This is a genomic window from Planococcus sp. RAB007_Raresut, assembly GCF_057369535.1.
The window spans coordinates 1-273 of the sequence record NZ_JBXYIF010000103.1 but is presented as its reverse complement, the minus strand read 5'-3'; the positions used below and the strand labels follow the sequence as shown (position 1 = coordinate 273).

Below are 273 nucleotides of genomic sequence, written 5' to 3'. Positions count from 1 at the left end.
CATGCGTATTTTGCAACGAGGTGATGTGACTCAAGATCAACTTTATGGTTCTTGGGCAGGAGCATTTGGTCACACGCAATTTATGCCATCTACTTATGAACGTTTAGCCGTAGATTTTGACGGTGATGGTCGCCGTGATCTCGTATCGAGTATCCCAGATGCTTTGGCTTCGACAGCAAACTTTTTAAAACGTGCTGGATGGCAAACAGGTATGCCTTGGGGTTTTGAAGTGAAAATTCCACAAGGTATGTCAATTTCTGGCGAAAGTCGCCG

At 45.1% G+C, this 273-nt stretch carries 1 protein-coding gene; it reads left to right on the top strand.

Features of this window, described 5'->3' with window-relative positions; genetic code table 11:
- A partial coding sequence (locus AC2Q9J_RS17905) for a lytic murein transglycosylase (RefSeq protein WP_499042025.1) occupies positions 1-273 on the top strand: 273 nt, incomplete at both ends.